The sequence below is a fragment of the uncultured Pontibacter sp. genome (genome assembly GCF_947492645.1).
In the GTDB taxonomy this organism is placed as follows: domain Bacteria; phylum Bacteroidota; class Bacteroidia; order Cytophagales; family Hymenobacteraceae; genus Pontibacter.
Genome location: NZ_CANLMZ010000013.1, coordinates 30,669 through 48,553 on the forward strand (window position 1 = coordinate 30,669; position 17,885 = coordinate 48,553).

The following is a 17,885-nucleotide window of genomic DNA, read 5'->3' on the forward strand; positions in this document are numbered from 1 at the left end:
AGATGCGGATGAGGTTGCCGGGTGCTGAGGTAATCCTGAATTCCCTCAAAAGTATAAGTGTTACCAGGCTGCACAGGGTAGTGCTGGTTTAACTTACAAGACACATGAAAAAGCAACCTGTTTTTGAAGCCATCACACAACTACGAGCTGTCCACACCAATGACTTCAGAGCTTACACCCGCTGCATCGAAAAGTATGTTGGCAAGACCGACCCATTTCTCAGATGGAAGCTGGAGCACCTGGAAGATGATTCCCTATGCCGGGTACTTTACGATCTGGAAGAGGAAATGTCCTATTATGAACAGGAGCATGGATACCAACCTAACAAACCGATGGAGCTCACCATGCTGAAGCGGGAATTCAATAAAAGGACTGGCCAGGAGTGGGATGAGGTTTACATCGATTTTGAAGAGATCCGTTACGGTGGTTACGCTTCCATTCACTCCTATACGACAAGAGAGCTAAAAATTATAGAAGATCAGTATAGCGGCTATGACTGTACGGACGGTTTCAATACGGATGACTTTAAGATTTAAAACCTTAGGCAGGGAATATAACCCCTTATAGCTTCCGAATTATTTTTTTCTTAGAAAACGGGTCTGTTTAATTTAAAAGTAGTTATCGGGGAAACTATGTTACTTGGCAGTGAGAGAGGAGGGAGTTAAGTACTTTGAGCACAGTAGAATTTGTTGTATTACATTTATATTATTAGAGATGTACTAAATTAAATCCATTAAACTTATACTTCTAATATAGTTGAACTGGAGCTGAGGTACTTCTGACCTACTGTACTAGAAAAAAACTAGAGCAGATAATATTTAATTGAAGATTTATGAGTTTAACCAAAGGGGATATTTATCAAACTCAAAAAAGCCGCTTTACATTAAGTAAGGCGGCCCTTCTTCTAATAGGGAAACGCAAGAATTTATTCTGAATTGATGTTTCTTTACTGGACAATCCACATCAACGTACGCTTCACTGCCTGCTGCAATTTTTGATCTACTGCACGCATGGCGCTGTTGGAAATAGCCGGGCAGCCCCAGCCTTCCGGTGTGCCGGCTGGGTAAACTTCTTCATCACTTACCTGCTCCCACGAGTGGAAAACAATATCCCGGCGGGTAGCATTGTTGTTAGTCCCTTCCTGGCCATGCATCAGGTATTTTATTCTTATACCCCACTGACTCGGACCACGCTCCCCTAAAATGTATTTACCTACTGAAGAACAATGGCTGTTCTCGATATTGCTGAATTTAACCTGATCTTTGGACACGTCACTAGACCAGGGGTTGTCGCAGGCGCCGTGGCTTACCAAAAAGCTATTAGTTATTTTACTTTGGTTAAAGTCCCAAATAAAGAATCGCTTTAAACCGGAGTGCATGCTCATGTCAATGATGATAAAGAAATCGGTATTCAGATTTCTGGTGCGGCAATACTCCTCTGCTTCGTGAGCTTTTGCTTCCAGTTTAGCCATATCAGGACCAGGATTAGCAGTTTCCCATATCGCCTGACTTTCGTCTCCCTCAGGGCTGCTGCAACTGATTAGCAATAGCAGGAAAAACATAAAGATGGGTTTGAGTACTTTCATACCTTGACCTTTGAATATTGTACCTGTTTTACTCTTCTGCGTTGGGCCTGTATAAGGCGGATCTTCTGAACTATAAACAGCAAGCTTAAACCTGCTGTTAGTAGCGGCCATACAATTACGAATAGCAGCGTATTTATTTCATAGTAAGAGAGACCTGTGAGGTTAGCCAAGTTAATAACAAAATCGGTGCAGTAATTGAAAACGGCCGTCACAGCCTGTGAAATCAGGTTATACATGGCGCTTGTTTATTTTTGTTATTTGAACTTGCATCAGAAACAGTTTAACGAGTAGGTACGACATCAGTAAAGGCCACAGCAAAACCAGGAAAATGAGATTGGCAGCGCCATAGTTTCCGAAAAGCATTAAACCTGAGATCATTCCAAAATAAAGCGTATCTGTTATTCCGAAATAGCTTTTAGCTAACTTAACATGATGTTGCTTGCAGTAAGTTGTATCATGAAAGCACTTCCAACTGCAGGCGTCCGGCAAAGCTTCGGCGGTATTCATCAACAGCGGCCTAGTGGTCTTTTGCTTTTCAGGCATAGTGCTTCTGGTATATTCATTTATAACGATCATAGTCGCAAAAGCGAGCGCCAGCGGGAGAAGATAAAAGGAGAGGCTTTTCAGGAAATACATTTTGTTTGTGTGCTTAATGCCAGTCTATAGTTGTCAGGATGTGTTGCTTTGCTGTATTTAGGTCCAACACTTTTACCCATTGCTTTTTACTTAAAGCTCTGTGAACCATGTAATCTTTTGCTGTGCCAGATTCACCTAAGTTTCCGCTTTCGTCAATTCCACGCTCTGCTATTACTTTATTCATTTGTAAATCCCAGACAGCATATCCTGTGTTATCTTCAGCAATCAAGAAAGCTTGTTTGTCTTCCTGTAGTACCTTCAGGTTTACTACATCGCTGTAATGAGCCTGGTGGATTTCCCATTCGCTGGACCTGCCGTTTTCAAATTCCAGGTGTATGATCCTCTTAACAATACCTTCGGGATTAAAGAAGGTCTCTGAATAGAGAGTGGCGTTAATTTCACTATGTGGGGTGGCAAAGCGTGTAGATGCTAGTTTCTCCCTTGAAGTACAGGAAGACAGGAACAGAAAGGTAAACAGTAGAAGTAAGTTTATTTTCATGATAGGGTAAGATAGCTTACACAAGTATAATAAAATCTATATATATTGTAAAGGTGTAAGCTATAGTTAATCTTTAGCTAGTGCTAGAACTAGTGCATCTTAATATTTAAAATTTGAATTTCAGGTATGAAAACATATAACGGAACCACCGTGAAGGTGATAGGAGTGGGCGGTATCGGCTGCAATACTATAAGCTACATCCATGAGCAGAAACTCAATCATGTTCAACTTGTAGCCTGTGATTTTCAAGGACCAGTTTCTGATAGTGGAATAGCAGACACGCTATTCCTAAAAGCAAATGAACAAGAAGCTAATCCTGCTAATGCTGACGCTGAGATAATCCAGAACACGGTCTTCACTAAAGCAGAACGTGTGAAGGAAATGCTGGTAGAAGGCAATACGGAGATTGTGTTTATAGTTGCCGGGATGGGTGGCGCAACCGGAACAGGTGCTGCACCGGAGATTGCCCGCTTGGCTAAAGAACTAAGTTTGCTGACGATAGGTGTTGTGACGGCTCCTAAAGACTCAACTATAGCTGAAGCCGGTATTAATGCTATGAAGAAACATACAGATACTACCATTGTGCTTTCAATAGATAAGCTGAACCAGCAGAAGGAGATTTCGCTAAGGATAGATGTTTCTGATCAGCTAAATAAATATGTTGCCACAGCGGTGCGGGCTATAACTGAAATAGTGACAGTAACCGCTGAAGTAAATGTAGATGTAGAAGACGTGCGTATAGTTATGGCAGGAGCTGGAAGAGCTACTGTTGGAAGCGGTACAGGTGCCGGGGAAGGCCGTGCTATGATAGCTGCCCAGGAAGCAATTGCTACAGCTTTGCTTGGCAACGAAATTCAAGGTGCTAACCGGGTACTGCTTTCTGTTATTTCCGGACCTGAAACTGAGCTTGAAATGGAGGAGCTGACAGAGATAACTGAGTTTATCCAAAACAGTACCAGCGAACAGGCGGAGATAATTTTTGGCCATGCGATTGATGAAGACCTAGAAGATCAGCTGCGGGTAACATTCATCGCATCTACCTTTTCTGAGAACTAATTACAAGCTTGCAAAGTAGCAAGGGCAGGGGAGTAGGCGCAGTATATTTGTGCCGTACTATCCACTCCTGCCTATGCTTGAACCCCTGCCGTTTGTTCCTTATCCTTTTGTTACGCTGCCGGACGAAAATCTGAGCTACGAACCTATCCTGTATGTAGCGCCCGATCGCCTGATCTGCACAGGTGATGTTACGTTTAAAACCAAGCACTACCCGTTAGCTAAAGTATTGTCTGATAAGTTCAAACAAGAGTGGTCGCAGGAAATGGCGGACGAGATGGCCCGAAGGGTAATTAAAGAGTCTAAAGGCTATCTCGTAAGCAGAGACCTTTTTGTTAGTGCCATTATCCTGCCTGACTTTACGTTCTCAGCTATGGAGTTAGCTTATTCTGGCAAGACTCCCATTACTGGTCTCGACGTTACCTATGGATGGCCTTCCGGCAAGATCACCCGCATTACTAAAATACTGTATGGGTATACAGTTGGAATGGAGTCATGCATCCTGCATGTGCGCCACGAAGAAGCCGCTTTGCCCGGAAAGGTACATCATCAGCTCCAATTTCCTATTCAGTAAAGCTCATATAAACGATAGCTATGCGCAAGAAACAGATCACTACTTTTTACATGCCCCAGCAGGTAGATGCCCTCAACGGAGAAGACCTGTATACCCGCAGTCCGAACAAGCCGGCTTTGCTGTTAAACAAATTAAAGCTGGAAGGTCTGATGCCGTACTTTGATGTAAAAGAATATGCTCCTTTTGAAAAGGAAGAATTTTACCTGGCGCATACACAGGAATATGTAGATGCCTTTTTTGAAGGTACCAAACCACTGGCTACCACCAACGGCCTTACCTGGAGCGAGAACCTGGTCAATTCTGTGTGCTATACAAATGCCAGCCTATACCATGCTATCAAATACGCCATGCAGCACCCTGAAGTGCTCACCTTTAGCCCGACCAGCGGCTTTCACCACGCCAAACCTGATCGTGGCTCCGGGTTCTGTACCTTTAGTGGACAGGTGATTGCTTCGGTTAAATTATACCAAGAGCTGGGTGTTTCCGGGGCTTACCTGGACCTGGACCATCACTTCGGCAACTCCATAGAAGACAGCCGCAGTTTCGTACCAGATCTGGACAAGGCGATTCCTGTCTATGCCAACATAAACCCGAAAGGTACCAACGAAAGTTACCTGGCAGATCTGTGCCGCAACCTGGCTATACTTAAAGAGAAAATACTTGCCAGAGAGATACACTATATTGTATGGTGCCATGGGGCCGACTCGCATGTGTATGATGACTTGGGCGGAAGCGTGAATACAGATTACTGGTTGTTGGTGGCAGAGTTGTTTTATAAGTGGGTGCTGGAAGTAGAGCAAGAGTTGGGGTACCATTTACCAGTTAGTATGTCGTTGTTTGGGGGCTATCGTACCAATGCTTATGATTCAGTACTATCACTACACACAGCTGATCTGGTAATGGCTGCCAATATGCTTTTAGGCCACTCCATTGCTTACGAGCCACAGGTAGAAGTAAATCCTTATATCAGTAAAGAACCTTTCCGGGTAGCCATTGCTGCCGGCGAAACCATTATGGGCTACCTTGACGAAATTTTGTAAAATTCCTACACTTTCTAAGTATATAATTTTTATTATATAGTATTTTTATATACTTTTGTAATACAATTCCCCTTTATTTATTGGTTAGTGAAAGTAAAAGTGCCGAAAGGGCGCTTTGTGTTCGTTCGTGTCCTTGATTAGGATGCGATGTGTTCCCGTGTGTCTGTATTTCAACCTATAAACCCCTGTTAAATGAGAAGAGACTTTATTTGCCGCCAGTTAGAAGATGTTCGTTCGTCCAATGAGCCAATCGTCCTTAATGAGCAAGATGTAGACCTGAGCGGATTGGACTTGTCCGGTCTTAACATGAGCGGGTCAACTTTTACAAAGGTTAACTTAAAAGGAGCTAATCTTAGAGGGGCAATTCTGAAAGAGGTTGAGTTTAAAGGTGTTGAATTGGATGGAGCTAACTTACAAGGGGCTTGTTTAGTGGACGCAAAGTTTGACTGCAGCCAACTTATTAAAGCTAACCTTAAAGGAGCAGAGATGCGCTATACTAAACTCTTCTCTACTTTCTTTACTAATGCAGATTTAACCGGTGCTGACCTGTCCGGCTGTAAGATGGCTTACTCAGATTTCTCTCATGCCATTATGGACGATGCAAACTTGTCTGATGCTGACATTAACCTGATCGTTAATGAAGATGACGAGATGGATAAGAATGACTTTACATGTGCTTCCATGTATGGCGCAATCATTACCTCACCTGAAGTAAGAGTTTTTCTAATAGAAGAAGGAGCAGAGCTGTAAAATATGGTCGGCCTATACCTCTATAGTATAGCCCGATTATAGTTTCATAACATAGCCTGTAAGTTTTAACCTATAACCAACTATAGCCAACACATGATAGAAGTAACAGCTGGAGTAATTCAGAGAAATGGCCTTTTTCTAATTGCCCGACGTGCGCCTGGTAAAAGCCTGGAAGGGTATTGGGAGTTTCCGGGTGGCAAAGTAGAAGCCGGAGAAACCCACGAATATGCCTGGCCCGAGAACTAAAGGAAGAGTTGGACCTTGATGTAACGGTTGAGGAATACATTGGCGAATCTGTGTCTGGCGAAGGTAATAAGCAAATACGATTAGTTGCCTATGCTGCCAGATCGGAACAGGAAACCATTACTTCTAAAGACCATGACCAGCTAAAGTGGATCAGTATCTACGAGTTTGGCGACTATAATTTTGCCCCGGCGGATATTCCGATTATTGAGGCACTACTTATGAAGCGGATTGCGATAGTGGAGCAGTTGGCTGAAAGTTTAAAATAAGTTCTTTACACTTTAAAATTATAATTATGAAAGTAGACATTGGAGAATCGATAATTTATTCTTGGCTTAGACATGAAAAGCAGTGTCAGTTTGTACAGCTTAATTGGAAGACTTCAGGGACTTGGGAAAAATCAAATATTGAACTTGCTGAAGACATTTTTGAAAAATTAAAAAAGATAACTGATACAAGAGGGGTAAACTTAATTGGAGAATCTGTAAAGCTTGACCAATTTTTGAGGCAAGCTGAAATTGATGTGTTGGGATTATCTATCAATACTAGTACAGGTATAAACAATCCATCTTATGCCATCTCAGCAGTTGATATAGCATTCCATGAGGGAGGATTAGGTTATAAGAACCCACACTTAGTGGTTGCTAAGAAACTTGCTAGAGCTGCATTAATCACTTTAATTTATTTCAAAACTGATAATGCGGAAATAGTTTTTGCTTCCCCTAAGGTACATAAAGATACATTAAACAAGCTTGATGTAACATTATCAGAGGTTGAAAGATGTTTTGATAGTTTATCTTTTGACTTTAAGTGTATTTTCAATGATAATTTTGAAAAACAGATATTATTACCAGTCCTAAATCATACTAGGAATATAGCCGATACATCAGAATTATTTTCACGAGCTACTAAACTGCTTGATGTATTCGGTTGCTTAAGAGAGAATTTAAATGTAGAAGATTTAGGTAATATAGAAATTCAAGAATTAGATCAAGATGATGTTTCGGCAGATCAGAGAAGTTTAACAGATGAGATTTCTCTAGATGCCCTTTCATACAAAGAGTTAACTAAAATGTTGGATGAAGGTAACTTAAAGATTGGAGAGTTTGCGAAAACAATTTTTAATAAATTAGATGAAGATCAGGCTCTATTCCACCGTGTACTTGACTATTTAGAGAATGATAGAATTCCAACTGGCAAAGAACTTAAATTGTTGAAGCAGCTTAATCCCAATGATGATATAAATAATCAGATAAAAGATTCAAAAGGGCGAGCAAGATATTACAGAAACCCTCTGAAGAATAATGATTACATTCTTTACAGTCAATGGGTAGAAGCTAGGCATAAAGTTCCTCTCAAACAAATGTTGGCTGATTTTAAATTGCTTTAGGTTATTTATTTTAGTGATTTAAAATCATTAGTACGACAAAGCTTTATATTCTTATGATGGACATTACAACAAATGAAGAACCTAATGTACTAGAGGTCGCTTTAAGTACAATAAATAAACTTGCACATCAGCCAGATATAATGAATAGGCTGAATGAATTAGCTACTAAAACCACGTCATTACATTTATTCCTACGATTATATGATGACTATGAAAAAGAGGGTTTAGATCAAGACGATGAGATTCTAAATTGGACCGTTCCAGTTATTACACGTGAATTAAACGCTGCTTTATGGAATTTAGCAAGCGGTTTTTATAAAACGGCTGCTACTTGCTTAAGTAGTGCATTAGAAATGGGGATAGTTGCCTTATATTTTCAGGTTCTTGAAAATGAAAAAGGTAATCAAGTAATGAGTAAAGAATTTGTTGAGTGGTATTCTTACAATGCATCTACACCAAGCTGGAAGAAGGTAATAACGAAATTAAAACAAGACCAAAACATAGAGAAGTTCTCAAAGCAATTTGATTACGTTCCTCTTAAGGAAGTTAATGATCTCTATAGCTATTTTCAAGATTTTATACGGAACAGAAACCTATCTTCTATAGACACTGAAGGAGCTAATTATATGAATATGAGAAACTCTGCAGGGGAATTCTCAAATGATGAATTTTTAAGATTTAGCGATGCTTTTGATAGTACAATAGGTATGATTGCTTCTTCTTGGGCTTTAGTATACCCACACATCGTTGAAGGATACTCTCATACTTACAGCAGTACTTCCTATAGTACGTTAGTAGATTTATTTCAACCACTTTATCCTCAGTTTGTACTATACCATTTAAATACAAAAAGCACGGCAGGTGCTTAAGGCATAATGGTTTATAGTAACCTTTGACTGTTGTTCTGATACAAAACTAGTTGTTTCTGAATGTTAGAAATAAATTATACGCTTAAGGGGTCATTGAGACAATTATTCCTTAAGCTTTTACCCCTGGTTTATTACAAGCTTGCAAACTATCAGTGCAGCACTTCATACAGGTTTATATTTGAACATTTAACATAAACCTGTATGATTAAATATTCTTATCCTTTTATTATTCCACATGAAGAAGGTGGTAAGTTATATGTTTCTTCCAATCGTTTTATAGGTGCAGGCACCTTTAGCTATGGAATTGATAAGGAAATTATAGAGCAGGCTCTATTAGATGAATGCAAGCAAAAATGGCCAGATAAAATTGCTCCGCAAATAGCTAGTGGATTAGTTACTAGCCTAACAATTGGGTACAGCAGTAGTTTACCTATGATTAATGCGCTTGGGGTTCCAGATCATGTAACGAAACAAGTTCAACATGTTTTTTATGGAGGTGTCGAGATTATGGGACCAAATGTAACGTATACTTGGCCCAATGGCAGAATTACACAGGTTAAAAGAGTAATCAAGGCATATGCCTTTCAAGACTCAAATGTATTGTATGTGCGGCATGAGTCGGTTAAGTCTCATAGCGAGATTAACTACATGTTAAGTGTTTAACAGAGTAAAGGTTAAGCCTGTCTATTTTCCGCATTTATAAGTCGAGTGTGTTCTATTTTTTTCAAGTAGTGTCTCCATCTGTAGTGATATGATGCAAGTTCATTTAATTCGTTCTCATGATTTTAGTTCTGAAGCTTTTGAAATGATTCAGAACGTGCTTCAATCTAAAGCAGGACTTATATCGTTTATCGGCAGCAAAACCATATGTGGATGTCTTAGACTGAGTGTAGTTGTTGAAAAAGACTTTGATGGTTATACCTCAGATACCAGCTGGCAGAACTTTAACGACTTCTGTACCAGATACCGAAATGAAAATGGTTTATCACCAGAGGATGTTGTGGTACTACTTACACCCGAACCATTATTCTTAAACTGGTTTACCGCTTTTGACGATGAAGAGAACAACATCTTTATACGAACAGATGAGTGGGAAAAGTACTTACATTGTAGCCCGGTATATCCTGTTGCTTACCTTGTAATGGCTCAGGTTCTACAGAAAGCATTGTACAAATCAACTGCTGTTAAGCTAGCGCATACACACGATAAACCAGAGGGATGTATCAATGACTTTTGTAGCTATAAAAAGGACATAACCTTTAAGTTGCGTACAGCTGATATTTGTGTTCCCTGCTTAGAGAAAATGGTGCATGCAGGATTAAAGCCAGAATACATTACCCAGGCACTTTCACTCTTTGATGTAATACGCCAAGAGATGTTATTTCGGCAGCGCTACAAATTAAACTTAGTGCCCAAGAGCATTGCTATAAGAAGAAACAAAGGCAGAAAAAAGGGTATCGTTGTAGAGTTATTGGAATCGAAACAGTTAGTGGAACTTAACCCAACACAGTCTCTTGTTTATCTCTTCTTTTTAAATCATCCAGAAGGGGTAGTACTAAGTAAGTTATTGCATACAAAGTATAGAGAAGAGCTACTTTATCTATATGCAAACCTTACCAACAGAATAAAAATCAATAATACTGATTCATTGAATCGGTACGCTGGTATTGAAAATACTATTGACTCTTTAGTTACGGATGATGCCATACTTTCTCCTATCATTGCCAAAATTAAAAAGCTATTTATAGACAAAATTGGCCTTGAGAGCTCAAAAGTGTACTACATCCAGGGCGAGAAATCTATGCCTAAAAAAATCAGCTTAGATCGTTCAATGATCACTTATGAGCAGGATGTTATTGATTATGTGCTAGGACCATATCATTTTGCACAGCCGGAAAGTAATACTGTTTTAATACAATAAATAAAGTGACAGTGAAAAGGTAAATATGGACTTTATGGGAATCAGTCTCTTGTTAAAAGCTACTTTACTTTTTTTGCTTCTCTCATGCGCTAGTCTATGCAAAGCGCAGGCACTAAGTAAAGCAAAGTTTTACAAAAAGATTGAAAAGCTTTATCTAAGTGGCGAGTATGATAAAGCTCTTAAGGAGATTAAAAAGCTAGAGCAGGAGAGATTTGATAAAGAAGGCAACTTAAAGTATTCTCTCCGAAATGACATAGTCTACTACCATTTCAAACTTTCAGCAATTTTAAAAAGAGGTGAAAAAAATAATCTTCGAGAATTGGTCGGTCTTTATAGTAGGCTACAAGCACTGGATAGCACAAAGCAATATCTCACACTGCCACAATACAAGTCTCTTTTAATATACTTTAATCAGGTTGCTGAGAAGTTCCTGCATACGGATCAACTAATGCTAACAAGGAGTATAGTTAACATACTCGCTAGACATGGAGATACGACAGTCCTTTATCATAGTGTTTACCCGAAGCTTGAGACATTAGAACAAGCTAACAGAGGTGCCTTGCAAGAGTTTTTGATAAAGTATGATTTTGGCGAAGTTGATAAAAAGGCATTAGCAGTTAATAAGCAGTCTGCCATCAAAGAACAGGCTCTGGAATTAACAAAAGGCCTGACTCATGATTTTGAGAAAGCGAGGGCAATCTATAGCTGGATTGTATATAACATTACCTACGACTACACCTATTCATATTACTTTGCAGGCGATACCTTTAAGAACAATTCAGGAGTATGCAGTGGGTTTAGTTACTTGTTTCAAGAGATGTGTTACTACGCTGGTTTGAGTGCTGTTCGAATAACTGGGAGGGCTTACAATGGATCAGGCGTAGGAAGGCATGCATGGAATTCTGTGGAATTGTATGGTTATGACTTCTTTATTGAGAGTACTTGGGCATCCTGTGTTAAGGAAAAAGTGGATGACTATTTTCTAGTAGATCCTCAAGTATTTTCTAAAACTCATATTGCAGACATATATGATTAAAACTTCCTTATCTTTTTTAAAATATATTTAAAGCGCTATATTATACAGCGAAACTTTCATACTATAGTTGCTATAGAAAATTTATAAACTTCTCACTCTTACAATTTTTATTAATGGAAAACTTGCTAACTAAATCCGACTTCCTGGTGGCTCAGGAATGCCCAACTAAATTGTATTATAAAAAGCTTGGAATGCCAACTTCTGATGAGGGCAACGAGTTTAGGAATATGTTAGCTGAAAGTGGATATGCTGTTGGTAAAATGGCGCAATTATATTTCCCTGAAGGAATTTTAGCTGGTAGTGATACTAATACAGAAGCTGCCATTGAAGCAACTAAAGCGCTGTTAGAAAGTGAAAATGTTACTTTGTTTGAAGCAACTGTTAAACATGGTGCAATGCTTGTTAGAATTGATATTCTACAGAAAGTGGGCAATGCGTTAAAAATCATAGAAGTTAAATCCAAGTCATTTTCTTCTAGTGAATTCAATATAGCAGAAGCAAAAGGGAATACCTACTTTGGAAGCAAGTGGTCTGCTGAATTACATGATGTAGCATTCCAAAAATTAGTGCTTGCATCAGCTTATCCAGAGTCAATTATTGAAACTTGGCTGATGCTGCCAGATACAGATAAAATTACTAAGATGGAAGGGCTTGCATCTATGTTTGAGCTTCAGGAAGCTATAAATGGTACAGGTAAAACAGACTATATTTTTAATTTTACTGGTGATGAGGAGGAGCTTCGCAAGGAAAGTCTGTTAAGTACAGTAAGAATAGATAAATTTATCACACCTGCCATGGCTGCAGAAGCTTATAATTTTGAGCAGGCAGTTGTTGCCAATAATAAAATTCAAGTCCCGATTTCTGCGAAATGCAACAATTGTAATTACACAGTTACAAACGCTAATTTTCCTAAAAGCGGTTATGAACAGTGTTGGGGTAATTTAGCATACAGAGAACCGCACATTTTAAAGCTGTCATATTTAGGAAATTTAAACACTGAAAAGAAAGGGAAATTGATTGACAGGCTCATTAAAGAAGGTAAAGTTTTGCAAACTGACATCCCAGAAGCTGAGTTGCAAAAAATGAAGATTCGTAGGCCTTGGTTTCAGGCTTATCGTAAGGAAGAGTTTTTTGAAACAGACGCGTTTAATAAAATAACGTCTACTCTCAAGTATCCACTTTACTTCGTTGACTTTGAAACAACAAATATGGTAATACCTCCACATGCAGGTATGAGACCTTACCAAGATGTAGGTTTCCAATGGAGTTGTCATACCATTAAAGAAAAGGGTGCACCTATAATTCATGACGAGTGGATCAATACAAAAGCTGCAAATCCAAATCTTGAATTTTTAACGTCATTGAAAAACTGTATCGGAAATAGTGGTACAGTTTTAACCTGGTCTAATCATGAGTCGAAAACTATAAATAAATTAGTACAACAGTTAGACCCTACTACTCACGAAGATTTGATCCAATGGGCAGAAACCTTGAAAAAGGAATCAGCTAGAATACTTGATATGCGCGAATTCGCTACTAGTAACTATCATCATCCGTTGATGGGTGGTAGAACTTCTATCAAGGTAACTCTGCCTGCTGTTCTTGCTGCCATGGACACAAAGAAGATTGAAAACATGTTAAGTCCTCAAAAATTGTATGGCACTGATGAAATAGGTCAGGTTATCAATCCCTATAATTTGTTGCCAGATATAACCATTGGTAATAAAGCATTAAATGTAAGTGATGGCACGGGAGCTATCAAAGCTTATAAAGAGATGATCTATGGTGAATATAAAAATGATACTGCAAAATCAGAAGCTGTAAAAAAGTCTCTACTTAACTATTGCCATTTAGATACGCTAGCCATGGTTATCATTTGGAAACACTGGTGTGATCTAGCAGGCTTTGAATTTAATGTTAACTGAGATGTTAGTAAGGTAACAATACTTCTATTATATGGGTCTTTAAGCGCTCATAGCTTCAGAACATTGAATAGAGTACAAGTATCTTAATGGATAAGGCTTTAAAAAGAATAAAACAACTTTTCCTGTATAGTGGGGCCACCATGATTGTATTTGTTATAATCATGGTTTCTCCATTAGGACGAATTATCGAGAAAGGCATAAACCTTCATTTTATGTCAATCCATAACAGGATGCTTAGCAACGAAATAACTGCTTTTGACAGTATAGAGTGTAAGTTGCTGTATGAAGGTATGATAGTAGCTGGCAAGTTCTTGTATCCAGAAGGGGCAGAGATATTAAATCATTATATCAATGGAAATGGCTCAGATTTAAATCTTGATCCAACCTATATACAATCTTCTCCAGTTGTGGTAAGACATTTACAAAAAATGCGGATTGGTGAAACCAAAGTGGTTAGGTTTTCACAGAGGGAGGATTGGAGACTTTCTTATGCATTAAACCCATTTAAACTAAAGAAAGAGAAGGATAGAGTATTACTTTGGCAAGAAATAGAGTTTCTCAAAAGCAAACATGTTTATACTGAGTTAAACTTTGGTGTTTTCAAATTAAAGCTACAAGATGGTCTAATTCATTCTTTAAAACCAAAAAAATTTGTAGTTAGAAGCGAATGGGTATATAAATCTGTAAAATGATAATATTATACTTTGTGTACTGTCAATAACTCTATTGCTATGTTCAGCAGTACTTCAATTAAAAGTATACGCAACTATCATTATCTCACAAGCTTTTCAAACTCTATCCTTGATTTGTTTTGGCTCCCAACAACATTGTGGGGGAAAGAGGCCAATCTTACTACATAGTAATTCGAAATATAACTAATACTTATATAAGAGTAGCCTTCATCCATTTGAATCGCATGGTGTCTAGGGGAATCTTTAAAGTTATCATAAATAGCATTAGCTAATTCTTTAATATCCTTATACTCATCCTGAGTAGAATATCCACAAAGCTCAGCCGAAACAACACATTCTTCGCATATGGTGCCATTGTAGTGATATAGATCTTGCTCTTTATACAATCTATGGTTAAATAAATAGGTGTCATATAATAAATTACTATCATAATAAACATCTACAGGTATTCCCTTTAGTTTACTCCGCTCATTTTTAATAATTTTTACATACTCCAAATTTAGTTGTGTTAACTGATCCTTAGTAAGGAAAGGTTTTAAGTGCATTAAAGATGCGAGACACGCCAAAAATATGATTTGAAGTATGTGCATAAACTAAAAGAATCAGAGGCTTTAGGAGTAGTTAAATTCTAATAAAAGCTGATCATTATTTATTAAAAGAACTCCTTACTAAACGTGCATGATTTTTTCATTATTATATTCTGATATTTATATATATTTGAAAATATAATAAGGGGAATTCTTGATAACCCACCTACCGTAATAATAGGTTCTGCTCAACTACTCTCTTATTTGTATATCCAAATCCAATTTTTAAATGAAAACTATACAACTAATAAAAAGCCACATTGGTGGACGATCTGAGCAGCAAGACTCGAGCAATTCAGAGAGAGTACAAACAAAAATTGGCCGGCTACTTTTAATTGCCGATGGAATGGGTGGGCATAATGGAGGGAGTATAGCATCAAAAAAAGCTATTGAAGTTGTTTTAGATACTGTAAATAATTGTGAAGTCTCATTATCTGCATCAGATTGTTTAGTAAACAGTATTTGCAAGGCCAATGAAGCTATATATAATACTGCTCAAGAGGACCCAGCTTTAAAAGGTATGGGTACAACCATAGTAGCTTTATTACTAACTGACGAATCTGCTATTCTTTGTCATGTAGGAGATAGCAGGATATATCATATAAGAGGTAATTCTATCCAGTTTAAGACTCAGGACCATTCTTGGGTAGGGGAGATGGTGAAAAATGGGCTTCTCAGCGAACAAGAAGCTCAACATCATGAAAAGTCAAATATTATAACTAGAGCTTTAGGCATAAGCTCGACTGTACAGGTTGACTCACATACAATAACAGACCTACAGGAAGAAGATATGTTTCTTCTATGCTCTGATGGAATAACTGGTGCTTTAGATGATGCTACGCTAGTTCAGGTACTCAATTCGAAAGAACATTTAGAGGATTGCTTAGACCACATTATTTCTGTTGTAGATAATGTAGGCCAATCTAAGGGCGGTGGACATGACAACATGACTATTGGTGTCTTGAAGATTAAGAAATTAGAGAAAAACCAAGCAAATCTTAAGACACGAATTATTCCAGAGCAGGATGGTGGATCTTCACCTGAAAAGGCTGGCATTAACAAAAAGCTACTTGTAACACTCATTTTTTTAGCTGTTCTGTTAAGCTGTATCAGCTTCTACTTAGGGTACCAAAATGGAGCTCCTGAAGCCAGCCTGAATAATAATGAGCAGACTGATGAGAAGCGAAGTGAGTTAACTACGCCTGTACAAGATAAGGAAGATAATGATCTGCCCACGGATAGAAAAGCGGTAGATAAAAATACCTCTCAACATGCCATTATACCTTCAAACGAAACACAAAAGACGACAGTTGAATCAAACCCAACTGTAAATAATGCAGAGTAATCTAATGACAACAGACTTACTAATTCCTAATTATAACCTTCTGCGTGTAATAGGCGAAGGGGGCATGGCCACAGTGTACCTTGGCGAACACGCTCATCTGGGTAATAAGGTGGCTATCAAGGTGCTCAACTCCCACTACGCTCGGCACCAGCAGGTGCGAAGTCGCTTTTTGACGGAGGCCAAAGTGCTGGCCTCCTTTCAGCACCCGCACATTGTAGGCGTAAAAGACTTCTACGAAGAAGGCGATACGCTGGCTTTTGTCATGGATTATGTTGAAGGACTTCCCCTTGATGAGTACCTCTACACTCACAATGCCCTGCGTGATCCGGCTAAAGCCATTGTTTTCTTTTCACAGATGCTGGATGCCTTCAGCTATGCCCACCAAAAGGGGGTAGTGCACCGTGACATCAAGCCCGGCAATCTGATGGTAACACAGGACGGACAAGTGCGGGTGTTGGACTTTGGGATTGCTAAATTATTGGAAACGCAAGTAGGTGCGGCTAAGGCCACTGCCACCGGCACGATGCTAGGCACGCCGATGTACATGAGCCCGGAGCAGATCAACTTAAAGTCAGGCGAAAGCATTGACCACCGCAGTGACATCTACGCGTTAGGGGTGACGCTGCATCAGATTCTCTCAGGTCGTCCGCCCTACGATGCTGACACCCATTCAGGCTTTGAGATGCAGATGAAAATCATGACTGAGCCCCTGTCTCGCCTGGAACAAGTGCCCGAGTGGCTGCAGCAGGTTGTAGACAAGGCCACAGCTAAGATAAGAGACGATCGTTTCCAGAGCTGCTCTGAATTCCTGCAAGCGCTTAGAAGAGAAACAGGCGCTAGCATAGTAGAGCAGCCAGTGTTCAAGCCTGTCTATAATGAAACTCCTAGAGTGGAGGCTAAGACAGTTGTAAGTACGCCAGAGCAGCAGAAGACACATTTAACTGCTGTTCCTCAAGTAACACAAATACTTGAAAAGCCACAGACCACGCAGTTTATCGCCCCTGCCCAACCAACCAAAGCAGTAGAGCAGAAGGCGGGACTGGATCTAAATAAATTCGGTAAAGAGCCTGATAAAAAGAGTAACACTTTGTCTTGGGTCATAGCAGTTTTAGTTATAGTCATTGGTGGTATCATTTGGGGAGTTAGTGTAATGTCTGGTAGTTCATCTTATTCTGGTTCAGAGACTGTGATAAGTGATGAGACCTGGGTTGAAGAGACTATAATTGAAGATACAACAGCTATTGAAGTGGATGAAGTAAAAGTTGTTGAAGCTGAACCTTTTGTAGTTGGTAAATCAGTAGTTGAAAAAGCTTTCCTACAGTACTTACCTGACATTTCTGGAGGAAGAAACCTTTTGGAGTTAGAAGCTTACGAAGGGAAAAAATACAAAATTTTAGTTGGCGATTTAAATGGCGATGGCCTGCAGGATGGTATAGTTGATTACTCTCTTGAACCAACATTTGAAGATACTGGCGGAGGAAATGCAATTGGCGCACTACCGGGGCTAGTAGCATTCATCAATACTGGTAATAAATTGACTATTGCTGATCATTCAGAAGAATTTAATTACATGTATAAAATATCGAAAATTAATAATGGGGTTATCTTTCTTGAAGGGTTCGAATATGCAGAGGATGACGCAAGGTGCTGTCCTTCAATTGAAGTAACTAAGAAGCTTGTACTTCGAAATGATAAGTTAACATCATTAGATTAATCAATACATATAGCTCCTTTCTATAA

The 17,885-nt window shown here is 39.0% G+C and carries 20 protein-coding genes; 17 read left to right on the top strand and 3 right to left on the bottom strand.

The features are described 5' to 3' along the window. Positions 1-104: 104 nt before the first annotated feature. Entirely contained in the window at positions 105-536 is a 432-nt protein-coding gene (locus Q1A23_RS17840) for a hypothetical protein (protein WP_299825978.1), read from the top strand. 410 nt (positions 537-946) lie between these two features. On the opposite strand, the gene Q1A23_RS17845 is transcribed toward Q1A23_RS17840, so the two are convergent. Beyond that, complete coding sequence (locus Q1A23_RS17845) at positions 947-1,585, bottom strand: murein L,D-transpeptidase catalytic domain-containing protein (protein ID WP_299825980.1); 639 nt, start codon at positions 1,583-1,585, stop codon at positions 947-949. Positions 1,586-2,041: 456 nt separating this feature from the next. On the opposite strand from Q1A23_RS17845, the gene Q1A23_RS17850 reads away from it, so the two are divergent. Continuing rightward, a complete protein-coding gene (locus tag Q1A23_RS17850; RefSeq protein WP_299825981.1) occupies positions 2,042-2,251 on the top strand; it encodes a hypothetical protein in 210 nt (69 codons plus the stop codon). On the opposite strand, the gene Q1A23_RS17855 is transcribed toward Q1A23_RS17850, so the two are convergent. Continuing rightward, on the bottom strand, positions 2,235-2,720 hold the full coding sequence (locus tag Q1A23_RS17855; RefSeq protein WP_299825982.1) for a hypothetical protein: 486 nt from the start codon (positions 2,718-2,720) through the stop codon (positions 2,235-2,237). The two genes, Q1A23_RS17850 and Q1A23_RS17855, sit on opposite strands and share 17 nt — an antisense overlap. Before the next feature lie 126 nt (positions 2,721-2,846). On the opposite strand from Q1A23_RS17855, the gene Q1A23_RS17860 reads away from it, so the two are divergent. From Q1A23_RS17860 to Q1A23_RS17915, 13 genes are all read left to right on the top strand, one after another. Beyond that, a complete protein-coding gene (locus tag Q1A23_RS17860; RefSeq protein ID WP_299825983.1) occupies positions 2,847-3,776 on the top strand; it encodes a hypothetical protein in 930 nt (309 codons plus the stop codon). Between the two features lie 73 nt (positions 3,777-3,849). Further along, the gene (locus Q1A23_RS17865; RefSeq protein ID WP_299825984.1) at positions 3,850-4,347 is read left to right on the top strand and encodes a hypothetical protein; all 498 of its coding nucleotides are present in this window, start codon (positions 3,850-3,852) and stop codon (positions 4,345-4,347) included. A gap of 20 nt (positions 4,348-4,367) precedes the next feature. Then, positions 4,368-5,387 carry a hypothetical protein gene (locus tag Q1A23_RS17870; protein ID WP_299825985.1) on the top strand — a complete coding sequence of 340 codons (1,020 nt, stop codon included), beginning with the start codon at positions 4,368-4,370 and terminating at the stop codon, positions 5,385-5,387. 192 nt (positions 5,388-5,579) lie between these two features. Further along, the gene (locus Q1A23_RS17875) at positions 5,580-6,137 is read left to right on the top strand and encodes a pentapeptide repeat-containing protein (RefSeq protein WP_299825986.1); all 558 of its coding nucleotides are present in this window, start codon (positions 5,580-5,582) and stop codon (positions 6,135-6,137) included. Positions 6,138-6,230: 93 nt separating this feature from the next. Beyond that, positions 6,231-6,383 (top strand): NUDIX domain-containing protein, encoded by a 153-nt coding sequence (locus Q1A23_RS19620; protein WP_363322083.1) that lies wholly within the window; start codon positions 6,231-6,233, stop codon positions 6,381-6,383. A gap of 8 nt (positions 6,384-6,391) precedes the next feature. Continuing rightward, the gene (locus Q1A23_RS19625; protein ID WP_363322084.1) at positions 6,392-6,649 is read left to right on the top strand and encodes a hypothetical protein; all 258 of its coding nucleotides are present in this window, start codon (positions 6,392-6,394) and stop codon (positions 6,647-6,649) included. 26 nt (positions 6,650-6,675) lie between these two features. Next, on the top strand, positions 6,676-7,770 hold the full coding sequence (locus Q1A23_RS17885) for a hypothetical protein (RefSeq protein WP_299825987.1): 1,095 nt from the start codon (positions 6,676-6,678) through the stop codon (positions 7,768-7,770). Between the two features lie 53 nt (positions 7,771-7,823). Further along, positions 7,824-8,639, top strand: a complete 816-nt coding sequence (locus Q1A23_RS17890) for a hypothetical protein (RefSeq protein ID WP_299825988.1) — start codon at positions 7,824-7,826, stop codon at positions 8,637-8,639. A gap of 201 nt (positions 8,640-8,840) precedes the next feature. Continuing rightward, on the top strand, positions 8,841-9,302 hold the full coding sequence (locus Q1A23_RS17895; protein ID WP_299825989.1) for a hypothetical protein: 462 nt from the start codon (positions 8,841-8,843) through the stop codon (positions 9,300-9,302). An 88-nt stretch (positions 9,303-9,390) separates the two neighbouring features. After that, positions 9,391-10,560 (top strand): hypothetical protein, encoded by a 1,170-nt coding sequence (locus tag Q1A23_RS17900; protein WP_299825990.1) that lies wholly within the window; start codon positions 9,391-9,393, stop codon positions 10,558-10,560. A 34-nt stretch (positions 10,561-10,594) separates the two neighbouring features. After that, the gene (locus Q1A23_RS17905; protein WP_299825991.1) at positions 10,595-11,596 is read left to right on the top strand and encodes a transglutaminase domain-containing protein; all 1,002 of its coding nucleotides are present in this window, start codon (positions 10,595-10,597) and stop codon (positions 11,594-11,596) included. Positions 11,597-11,709: 113 nt separating this feature from the next. Beyond that, positions 11,710-13,521: a DUF2779 domain-containing protein gene (locus tag Q1A23_RS17910; protein ID WP_299825992.1), complete on the top strand. Its 1,812-nt coding sequence runs from the start codon at positions 11,710-11,712 to the stop codon at positions 13,519-13,521. A gap of 86 nt (positions 13,522-13,607) precedes the next feature. Then, positions 13,608-14,213 (top strand): hypothetical protein, encoded by a 606-nt coding sequence (locus Q1A23_RS17915; protein WP_299825993.1) that lies wholly within the window; start codon positions 13,608-13,610, stop codon positions 14,211-14,213. Between the two features lie 80 nt (positions 14,214-14,293). Here Q1A23_RS17915 and Q1A23_RS17920 read toward each other — a convergent pair whose 3' ends face one another. Further along, the gene (locus tag Q1A23_RS17920) at positions 14,294-14,710 is read right to left on the bottom strand and encodes a hypothetical protein (RefSeq protein WP_299825994.1); all 417 of its coding nucleotides are present in this window, start codon (positions 14,708-14,710) and stop codon (positions 14,294-14,296) included. A gap of 319 nt (positions 14,711-15,029) precedes the next feature. Here Q1A23_RS17920 and Q1A23_RS17925 point away from each other — a divergent pair, with 319 nt between their 5' ends. Further along, entirely contained in the window at positions 15,030-16,145 is a 1,116-nt protein-coding gene (locus Q1A23_RS17925; RefSeq protein ID WP_299825995.1) for a protein phosphatase 2C domain-containing protein, read from the top strand. Positions 16,146-16,149: 4 nt separating this feature from the next. Then, a complete protein-coding gene (locus tag Q1A23_RS17930; protein WP_299825996.1) occupies positions 16,150-17,859 on the top strand; it encodes a serine/threonine-protein kinase in 1,710 nt (569 codons plus the stop codon). Positions 17,860-17,885 lie beyond the last annotated feature (26 nt).

What these genes read in the sequence shown, in the direction of transcription:
- Q1A23_RS17875 (WP_299825986.1), top strand. Translation starts at nt 5,580, where the DNA reads ATGAGAAGAGACTTTATTTGCCGCCAGTTAGAAGATGTTCGTTCGTCC.
- Q1A23_RS17855 (WP_299825982.1), bottom strand. Translation starts at nt 2,720, where the DNA reads ATGAAAATAAACTTACTTCTACTGTTTACCTTTCTGTTCCTGTCTTCC.
- Q1A23_RS17860 (WP_299825983.1), top strand. Translation starts at nt 2,847, where the DNA reads ATGAAAACATATAACGGAACCACCGTGAAGGTGATAGGAGTGGGCGGT.
- Q1A23_RS17870 (WP_299825985.1), top strand. Translation starts at nt 4,368, where the DNA reads ATGCGCAAGAAACAGATCACTACTTTTTACATGCCCCAGCAGGTAGAT.
- Q1A23_RS17885 (WP_299825987.1), top strand. Translation starts at nt 6,676, where the DNA reads ATGAAAGTAGACATTGGAGAATCGATAATTTATTCTTGGCTTAGACAT.
- Q1A23_RS17905 (WP_299825991.1), top strand. Translation starts at nt 10,595, where the DNA reads ATGGGAATCAGTCTCTTGTTAAAAGCTACTTTACTTTTTTTGCTTCTC.
- Q1A23_RS17915 (WP_299825993.1), top strand. Translation starts at nt 13,608, where the DNA reads ATGGATAAGGCTTTAAAAAGAATAAAACAACTTTTCCTGTATAGTGGG.
- Q1A23_RS17900 (WP_299825990.1), top strand. Translation starts at nt 9,391, where the DNA reads ATGATGCAAGTTCATTTAATTCGTTCTCATGATTTTAGTTCTGAAGCT.
- Q1A23_RS17845 (WP_299825980.1), bottom strand. Translation starts at nt 1,585, where the DNA reads ATGAAAGTACTCAAACCCATCTTTATGTTTTTCCTGCTATTGCTAATC.
- Q1A23_RS17890 (WP_299825988.1), top strand. Translation starts at nt 7,824, where the DNA reads ATGATGGACATTACAACAAATGAAGAACCTAATGTACTAGAGGTCGCT.
- Q1A23_RS17840 (WP_299825978.1), top strand. Translation starts at nt 105, where the DNA reads ATGAAAAAGCAACCTGTTTTTGAAGCCATCACACAACTACGAGCTGTC.
- Q1A23_RS17895 (WP_299825989.1), top strand. Translation starts at nt 8,841, where the DNA reads ATGATTAAATATTCTTATCCTTTTATTATTCCACATGAAGAAGGTGGT.
- Q1A23_RS17925 (WP_299825995.1), top strand. Translation starts at nt 15,030, where the DNA reads ATGAAAACTATACAACTAATAAAAAGCCACATTGGTGGACGATCTGAG.
- Q1A23_RS17850 (WP_299825981.1), top strand. Translation starts at nt 2,042, where the DNA reads ATGAAAGCACTTCCAACTGCAGGCGTCCGGCAAAGCTTCGGCGGTATT.
- Q1A23_RS17930 (WP_299825996.1), top strand. Translation starts at nt 16,150, where the DNA reads ATGACAACAGACTTACTAATTCCTAATTATAACCTTCTGCGTGTAATA.
- Q1A23_RS17910 (WP_299825992.1), top strand. Translation starts at nt 11,710, where the DNA reads ATGGAAAACTTGCTAACTAAATCCGACTTCCTGGTGGCTCAGGAATGC.
- Q1A23_RS19620 (WP_363322083.1), top strand. Translation starts at nt 6,231, where the DNA reads ATGATAGAAGTAACAGCTGGAGTAATTCAGAGAAATGGCCTTTTTCTA.
- Q1A23_RS17865 (WP_299825984.1), top strand. Translation starts at nt 3,850, where the DNA reads ATGCTTGAACCCCTGCCGTTTGTTCCTTATCCTTTTGTTACGCTGCCG.